Origin of the sequence: Actinomadura montaniterrae, assembly GCF_008923365.1 — a bacterium.
Taxonomy (GTDB): Bacteria; Actinomycetota; Actinomycetes; order Streptosporangiales; family Streptosporangiaceae; genus Spirillospora; species Spirillospora montaniterrae.
Genome location: NZ_WBMR01000322.1, coordinates 1 through 8,081 on the forward strand (window position 1 = coordinate 1; position 8,081 = coordinate 8,081).

Here is an 8,081-nt window from a genome sequence, read left to right on the forward strand (position 1 = left end):
TAACCGACACTTGTGTCGGTTACGTGATGGGGCCCCACTATGCGGAAGCCGCCGCGGGGGCGTCAACCCCCGCGGCGGCCTCTCTTCGCGGATCCGGCCGGTCAGCCCGAATGGCCCAGCCCCGTCCACAGCAGCCGCATCGCGCCCTCGACCAGCAACGACTTCGGCATGTCCGGGTGCCGCTCCCACCACTGCGCGACCCCGTCCAATCCGGTGATGATGAGCTCCACCATCGCCTCGGCGATCGGCTCCCCCGGGTCGATCCCGACCGTCGCGCGCATGTCGTCGCCGAGCAGCGCCGCGACGGCGTGCGTGCGCGACTCGCGGATCCCCTGCCGGACGGTCTGGATCTCCGGGTCGTCCTCGTCCGTCCGGTCGAACAGCAGCTTGCGGGCCTGCGGCTTGGACTCGGCGAAGCTGAAGTAGGCGTCGATCGTCGAGCGCATCCGCTCCTCGGGCGGCCCCGACCCGGTGATGCGCGCGCCGACGTACTCCACCAGGGCCGCGTTCTGCTCCTGCATGACCGCGAGCAGCAGCACCCGCTTGGACGGGAAGTGGTCGTACATCACCGTCCGCGCCACCCCGGCCTCCGCCGCGATGTCGCCGAGCGACACCGCGTGGTACCCGCGGCCCGCGAAGAGCTTCAGCGCCGCCGCGGTGATGAGCGCCCTGCGGGCCGGCCCGCGCATCCGCGGCTTCGGGGCGATTTCCGCCATGGTCTTGACTCCCTCATCGGTTCCGTTCACTCTAACCGACACAAGTGTCGGTAAATTCGGGACGCGCGGCCGGGGCGCCGCCGGCCGCCGCCCGCCGCGACAGCAGGGAGCCGCGCATGCCACGCACACGACCGTCGATCGCCGTCGTCGGAAGCGGGTTCAGCGGGATCGGCCTCGCCATCGGCCTGCGCCGCGCCGGCTTCACCGACATCACGATCTTCGAGAGGGCGGACGGCCCCGGCGGCGTCTGGCGCGACAACACCTACCCCGGCGCCGCCTGCGACGCCCCGTCCCACCTGTACTCCTACTCCTTCGAACCCAAGCCGGACTGGACGCGCCGGTTCGCCGAGCAGCCCGAGATCCTCGGCTACCTCCGGCACTGCGCCGCCAATTACGGCCTCACCCCGCACTTCCGGTTCCGCACCGAGGTCACGCAGGCCGAGTACCAGCCCGCCGCCGGACGCTGGCGCGTCCACACCCGCGACGGCGCCTTCCACGACTTCGACCTCCTCGTCGCCGCCTGCGGGCAGCTCAGCAACCCCGCCGTCCCGAACCTGCCCGGCCTCGACCGCTTCACCGGCGCGATCTTCCACTCCGCCCGCTGGGACCACCGGCACGACCTCGAAGGCGAGCGCGTCGCCGTCGTCGGCAACGGCGCGAGCGCCATCCAGTTCGTCCCGCTCATCGCGCCCGGCGCCGCCGAGCTCACCGTCTTCCAGCTCGAGACGCACTGGATCAGCCGCAAGCCCGACCGCGTCTACCCGCGCTGGCGGCACGCCCTCAACCGGCGCGTCCCCGCCGTGCAGAAACTGTCCCGGCTCGGCATCTTCCTGTGGTTCGAGCTGCTGCTCAACCCCGCCCTGATCGCCCCGCGCGGCCGCCGCGCCCTGTCCCTGCACATCCGCGCCCTGTGCCGGTTCGCGCTCCGCTCCGTCCGCGACCCCCGCCTGCGCGACCGGCTGACGCCCCGCTACGAGCCCGGCTGCAAGCGCATCCTCACCTCCAGCGAGTACTACGCGACGCTGAACCGGCCGAACGTCCACGTCGTCGACGAGCCGATCACCGAGGTCGTCCCCGACGGCGTCCGCACCCGGGACGGCCGCCACCACCGCGCCGGCACCATCATCTGGGCCACCGGCTTCCGCTCCCAGGACTTCGTCGCCCCGATGCGCGTCATCGGCCTGCACGGCCAGGAGCTCAACGCCGCCTGGAAGGACGGCGCCCGCGCCCACCTCGGCCTCGCCGTCCCCGGCTTCCCGAACTTCTTCCTCATGTACGGGCCGAACACCAACGTCGGGTCCGGCTCCATCGTCCACATGCTCGAAAGCCAGATCCGCTACATCGTCCAGGCGGCCCGCCTCCTCGCCGGCGGCGTCACCTCCCTGGAGGTCCGCGCCGACGTCCTCGACGCCTCCGACGCCGACGCGCAGCGCCGCCTGTCGACGTCCGTCTGGAACCAGGGCGGCTGCGACAGCTGGTACCTCGACGCCGAGCACCGCAACACCAACAACTGGCCCGGCTCCATGACCGGCTACCGCCGCCGCACCCGCCGCCTCGACCCGTCCGACTACCACCTCGAACGCTGACGGCGCCTCGAACACCGAAGGAAGGACACCCCATGGCCGGCCTCGGCACCCCCGAGATCCTCATCATTCTCGCCGTCGTCCTGCTCCTGTTCGGCTCGGCGAAGCTCCCGCAGCTGGCCCGCTCCATCGGCCGCTCTGCCCGCATCCTGAAGACCGAGACCAAAGGCCTTCACGACGACGACGCCCCGCCCGCCCCGCCGCTCCCGCCCGGCCCCCGCGAGCAGGCCGCCCTCCTCCGCCAGGAGGCCGCCCGCCTGGAACACGAAGCCCAGCGCACCCGGGACATTTGAGCACCGGCGCCCTCCCGTCCGTTGATGGAATTCGCCGGCGATAACACGGGCGGGGAATGGGACCGCGGGCCGGAGGCGGCCCGCGGTCACGGCATCATTCCCAGTTGTTGCCGTCGGGGTGGTAGGCGGACGCGGCGGACGCCGCGTGCGACGCGGAGGCGGAGGCGGGAGCGGCGCCGAGCAGGGCCAGGAGCGAGGCGGCCACGGCGGCGATGACGATGCGCGCGATGGTTGGACGCTTCATGGCCCCAGTGTCCGGCCGCCCCCGGCTCGGTTCAATGGGGCCGGGCTTCGGCGCCGCCGGGCAGCGGGGCCCGGGACGCGCCGGACGAGGGCGCGGACGCGCGGGCGCCGGCCCGAGTGAGCAGGCAGAACGCGACGGTGGCGGCGCTGACCACGGCGAGGAACGTCCAGGCGGCGGTGTAGCCGGGGCCGTCGGTGATGAGGCCGAACGCCCACGGCAGGACGAACCCGCCGACGGCGGAGATGGTGAGCATGAGCCCGACCGCGGTGCCGATGTTCTCCGGCGCGAGGCCGCGCATGCCCCCGGGGACGGTCTGCCAGATCGCGAACACGAAGTTGAACATGAACCCGACGCCGAACGCCGGGATCCAGAAGGTGTGCGGGCCGGACAGCGGGACGCAGGCGAGCGACACCGCCTCCAGGACCGCGCCGGCGGCGAACAGCAGGCGCGGGCTGAGGTAGCGGTCGGCGAGCCAGCCCGCGGCGATGCTGCCGGGGACGCCGGCGACGCCGATGAGGAACGCGGCGGCGCCGACCTGGCCGCCGGGCAGGTGCCGGTCCTCGCCGTAGCCGGAGATCAGCTGCGAGGCGCCGAGGTAGGAGCCGTACGCGCCGAAGAACGCGAGGCCGTACAGCCAGATGTCCTTGTTGAACAGGGCCTGGCGGAGGCCGTCGCGGGTGATCTGGACGCCCGCGAGGGACCCGGCGCCGCGCGGCACCCGGAAGAACAGGGCGCTGGCGGCGGCGACGGCGAGGCACAGGACGCCGCCGGCGACGACGGACGTCCGCCAGCCGGCGGCGTCGGTGAGGTCGGCGAACGCGTAGAGGCCGAGGGCGGTGCCGACGCTGAACGCCGCCGACGAGACGCCGAGGGCGAGCGCGTGCGCGTGGTCGCGGAACCAGATGCTGACGGCGGCGATCCCGACGGCGGCGAACACGGACGCGCCGGCGCCCGCGACGGCGCGCCACAGCACGAGCTGCGCGAACGAGGCGGACGTCGCCGACATCAGGGCGCCGGCCGCCTCGATCGCGAGGCCGAGCGCGAGCGTGCGGCGCAGCCCCCACTTGGTGGCGAGGAGGCCGCCGGGGATGTGCAGGATCCCGTACGCCGCGACGAAGACGGAGATGAGGAACGCGACGTCGGGGATGGCCTTGCCGTACTCCTCGCCGATGGCGTCGAAGCCGGTGGAGATGTCGAACCAGTTGACGGTCATCGCGACGAATCCGGCGGAGACGATCGCGAGCATGCCCCATTTCCGGGCGGGCGGGTCGTTTCCGGGCATGACGGGACCTGGATCGCGCATGGCGAACTCCTTGCAGGGGGTGGGTTCTGCGTTGTGCGGGCGTCCGCCGTGCGCGGCGCTGCGTCCGGGCGGCGTCTGCGGCTGGGCCGGGGCGTCCGGTCAGCCGAGGTATTCGCGGATCTCGGCGGCGACCTTGTCGGGCGAGTCGAGGGTGGGGAAGTGGGTGGGGCCGCCGAGCGTCCGGTAGCCGAACCAGGGGTGCGCGGCGTGGAAGTCGATCTGGGCCTGCTCGTAGGCGGGGTCGGTGGGCTGGGAGAACAGGTGCTTGACGGGCCGGGGCTCGGTGAGCGCGGCCATCCGGTCGAGGGGGGAGCGGAACTCGGCGTACGCCTCGGCGATCACGCGGCAGGACCGCGCCCACATCTCGAACCCGAAGCCGGACATCTCCTCGTCGAGGTGGCGGCGCACGCGCTCGTGGTCGTGGCCGTTCATCCACACGTCGTAGAGGCCCTGCCGGCCCTCGATCCAGGTCTCCGGGTCCTGGACGGCGGCGAGCCCGGCGGCGAAGTCCGGAGCGGGCGGGGTCATCAGCCAGTCGACGACGATGAGCCGCGGCGCGCGGGCCGTCCCGACCCGTTCGGCGATCTCCAGGTTGGCCCAGCCGCCGTGCGAGTGCGACAGCGGCAGGAACCGGCCGACGCCGAGCGCGTCCAGGACGGCGATGGTGTCGGACGCCTGCTCGCGGTAGCCGAAGTCGGCGACGGGTGTGCGGTCCTCGCCGTGCCCGCGCCAGTCGACGCACAGCACGCGCAGGTCGTCGGCGAGGTACGGGACGAGCCGGTCGAACAGCCGGTGGTCGTGGCACCAGCCGCTCATCAGCAGCACGGCGGGCGCGTCCCGCGGCCCGAGGTCCTGGTAGGTGATCGGATGGCCGTCGATCTCGATCGTCTGCAGGTCGCTCATGTCTTCCTTTCCGTGGCCCGCGGTTCAGTGGCCCGCGGCGGCGCCGGCGAACCGTCCGGAGCCGGTCGGGGTGGTCAGGGCGGCGCGCAGCCGGGACGCGCCGAGGCGGTGTACCCGCCCGCAGCCCCTGAGCAGCGACGCGCGGGCGGCGTCGGGCACGTAGTTGAGCCGCCCGAGCCGGTGCGACCAGCGCTGGGTGTGCTCGATCGTGGGCCGCTCGGCGTACTCCCAGTCGCGCAGCCGCTGGTCGACGGGGGCGCCGGAGCCGCTGAGCGCGTCGGCGAGGCCGAGGGCGCTCATCATCGCGCAGCCGCCGCCCTGGCCGAGGTAGGGCGGCTGGGCGTGCGCGGCGTCGCCGAGGAACGCGAGCCGGCCCAGGGACCAGCGGGTGAGGGTGAGGAACTGGAAGGTGTCCCAGCGTCCGGGGACGCCGGCGCACGCGCCGAGCAGGTCCTCCAGATGCGGGAACGAGCGGATCCACGCGGCGGTGTCGACCGGGATGCGGCTCGCGGGCCGGTCGTCCTCGTCGGCGACCAGCGCGACGTAGAGGCTCGTCTCGCTGCTCGGGGTGTACAGGACGCGGCGCCGGCCGCTGAAGTACTCGATGTACTTGCCCTGGTCCTGCGGCGGGACGAAGCCGGGCGAGCGGGGGACGGTGAGCCGGGTGGCGCCCTGCCGGGCGGGCGCGCGGTGCGCGACGATGTCGTACTGGTGGCGGATCCGGGAGTTCACGCCGTCCGCGGCGAGCACGACGTCGGCGCGGGACGTCGCGCCGGACCGCAGGACGATCCGCCCGTCGGGGCCCGCCTCGGTCACCTCCGAGCCGGTGCGGATGTCCACGCCGGCCTTCTCGGCGCCGCGGATCAGCGTGGTGATCAGGTGGTCGCGCATGATGGTGAGCACCCGCGCCTGGCCGGGGCCGTTGATCGGCACCTCCTCGACGACGCGGTTGCGGTGGTCGCGGGTCTCCAGGACCGGCCCGACGTGGGCGCCGCGCGCGGCCTCCTCGTAGAGGCCGAGCGCCTCGAGGGTCGCGAGGCCGTTGCCCCACACGTAGATCCCGGCGCCGATCGCGCGGATGTCGGAATCGCGCTCGTGCAGGCGGACCGTCCAGCCCCGCTGGGCCAGTGCGGTGGCGGCGGTGAGCCCGGCCAGCCCGGCCCCGATCACCTCCGCGGTCTTGCTCGGCGCCACGGTCGTTCCTCTCGGTCGCGTCGGGTGGGTGCGTCTGTCGGCGTCGGTGCCGTGCGACCATCTTGTGACCTGCGCCCATACCTGGCTAATGCTTGTTCGGGTGAGTGCGATAACCGGTTGGTTATAGCCCGCGCTCGCGGCGGCCGAGGGCGGCGGCGCCCGCGGCGGGTTCGAGGCCGACCAGGACGGCGAGGCCGAGGCCCGCGGCGTGTCGTCGCTGGTCGCGCACGGTTTCGGGGGCGCGCCGGTGCCCCGGCTGGCGCCGGTGCCGGCGGGGGACCGGGTGGTCCGGGTCCCGCTGCGCGGCGGCGCGGTGCCGAAGCGCCGTCTCATCGCCTTCGTCCGGCGCGGCGCCGAGCGGCAGCCGCCGATCGCCCGCGGCCTGGACGCGCTCGGCCGGGCCGTCGGCCAACAGGGACGCAGTGGGAGGTTTACGGCAATGGCGACAAAAGGTGAATAGAGCCTTTTAGTGGCCATAAGGGTTATGTAACCGGAATGGATTGATCGACGACGGTGCGTGTGCCAGTCTTTCCCGGTGCCCCTCCCGGCAGGGGGCCGTCTGCCGGCGTCCCGAGCGCCCGCGGCCCGCTGCCGTGTCGCACGGTGCCGAGGCTTAGGTGAAGAAGGCTGCTTTGACGAAACGCCGGATGACCTGCGGCGCGCACCTGCCGGCAGCGGACGCCGGAGCGCGCCGGTGAAGTGGCGGAGGCGCACCCGGCAGGCCGTCCCGCCGCAGCGGACCGTTCCACAGGCGTCGCCGCAGGCCTTCGCGCCGCCGCACGCGCAGGCGCAGGGCGCCCCGCAGGGGCAGCCGCAAGGTGTCCCGCAGGCGCAGGGGCAGGCCCAGGGCGTCTCGCAGGCGCAGCCGCAGGGGTTTTCGCAGCCGCAGGCGCAAGGCATCCCGCAGGCGCAGGCCCAGGGGGTTCCGCAGGCGCAGGCGCAGGGTTTCTCGCAGGCGCAGGCGATGGGGGTTCCGCAGGCGGCCGCGGCCCCGCAGTCGCAGATGCAGGCGCAGCCGCCGATGCGGCCGCCCGCGCAGCCGCAGATGGGGATGCCCATGGCCGCGCAGCCGCAGGCGCCGGCGCGGGCTCCAGCGCGCGTCCCCGCCGATCCGGACGTGTGGCCGGACCTGTGCGAACGCTTCTGCCTGCAGTTCCTCGTCCTCGCGGAGAAGATGCGTCCGGCCATGGACCTGCTGGAACGGCAGGAGGAGGACCCGGACCGGCTCGAGGCCCTCTACGAGATCGACCACGGCGTGACCCGCATGCGGCGCGCGGCGCGCGACCTGCGGGTCCTCGCCGGCCGGGACGCCGAGGAGGCGTCCGGGGCCGACACGTCGCTGCTGGACGTGATCCGGATGGCGGAGTCGTCCATCGAGCAGTACCAGCACGTGTCGATCCTGCGCGTGGTGGAGCTCGCCGTGCCCGCGTACGCGGCGGAGGACCTCGCGTCCCTGGTCGCGGCGCTGCTGGACAACGCGACCCGCTACTCGCCCTCGCGGGTGACGGTGAGCGCGCACCTGCTCGCCGACGGCGACGTGATGCTGCGCATCGAGGACTCCGGCATCGGCATGTCGCCCACCCAGCTCGACGGCCTGAACAAGGCGCTGGCCGGGCCGGTCCCGCCGATGACGGACGAGACGTCGCGGCAGACGGGCTTCCCCGTGGTACACCGGCTGGCCCGCAGGCACGGCATCACCGTGCGGCTCGCCGGGCGGACGGGCGGGACGGTCGCGATGGTGACGATCCCCCCGTCGCTGCTCTGCGAGATCCCCGCGGACGAGCCGCGCACCGCCGGCACCGCCGGGACCGGCGAGATGCCGCCGGGGATGGCGCACCTGGCGAT

9 protein-coding genes are annotated in these 8,081 nt (G+C 73.7%); 3 read left to right on the forward strand and 6 right to left on the reverse strand.

The features are described from left to right. Positions 1-101 precede the first annotated feature (101 nt). Positions 102-716, reverse strand: a complete 615-nt coding sequence (locus F9B16_RS47020) for a TetR/AcrR family transcriptional regulator (RefSeq protein WP_151546770.1) — start codon at positions 714-716, stop codon at positions 102-104. Positions 717-832: 116 nt separating this feature from the next. Between F9B16_RS47020 and F9B16_RS47025 the strand changes: the two genes are divergently transcribed. Together F9B16_RS47025 and tatA are read left to right on the forward strand one after the other, a co-directional pair. Further along, positions 833-2,302: a flavin-containing monooxygenase gene (locus F9B16_RS47025; protein WP_151546771.1), complete on the forward strand. Its 1,470-nt coding sequence runs from the start codon at positions 833-835 to the stop codon at positions 2,300-2,302. Between the two features lie 32 nt (positions 2,303-2,334). Continuing rightward, positions 2,335-2,592: a twin-arginine translocase TatA/TatE family subunit gene (tatA, locus tag F9B16_RS47030; protein WP_151546772.1), complete on the forward strand. Its 258-nt coding sequence runs from the start codon at positions 2,335-2,337 to the stop codon at positions 2,590-2,592. A 94-nt stretch (positions 2,593-2,686) separates the two neighbouring features. Here the strand turns inward: tatA and F9B16_RS51850 are convergent, their stop codons facing one another. From F9B16_RS51850 to F9B16_RS47050, 5 genes are all read right to left on the reverse strand, one after another. Beyond that, positions 2,687-2,836, reverse strand: coding sequence for a hypothetical protein (locus F9B16_RS51850; protein WP_192809343.1), 150 nt, complete (start codon positions 2,834-2,836; stop codon positions 2,687-2,689). A gap of 31 nt (positions 2,837-2,867) precedes the next feature. Then, positions 2,868-4,139, reverse strand: coding sequence for an MFS transporter (locus F9B16_RS47035; RefSeq protein WP_151546773.1), 1,272 nt, complete (start codon positions 4,137-4,139; stop codon positions 2,868-2,870). 99 nt (positions 4,140-4,238) lie between these two features. Continuing rightward, positions 4,239-5,042, reverse strand: a complete 804-nt coding sequence (locus tag F9B16_RS47040) for an alpha/beta fold hydrolase (protein ID WP_151546774.1) — start codon at positions 5,040-5,042, stop codon at positions 4,239-4,241. Between the two features lie 24 nt (positions 5,043-5,066). Further along, complete coding sequence (locus F9B16_RS47045; RefSeq protein ID WP_225992579.1) at positions 5,067-6,236, reverse strand: FAD-dependent oxidoreductase; 1,170 nt, start codon at positions 6,234-6,236, stop codon at positions 5,067-5,069. 121 nt (positions 6,237-6,357) lie between these two features. Continuing rightward, positions 6,358-6,648: a hypothetical protein gene (locus F9B16_RS47050; protein ID WP_151546775.1), complete on the reverse strand. Its 291-nt coding sequence runs from the start codon at positions 6,646-6,648 to the stop codon at positions 6,358-6,360. Positions 6,649-6,930: 282 nt separating this feature from the next. On the opposite strand from F9B16_RS47050, the gene F9B16_RS47055 reads away from it, so the two are divergent. Beyond that, positions 6,931-8,081, forward strand: a 1,151-nt coding sequence (locus F9B16_RS47055; protein ID WP_264159869.1) for a sensor histidine kinase, incomplete at its 3' end; no start/stop codon positions are given.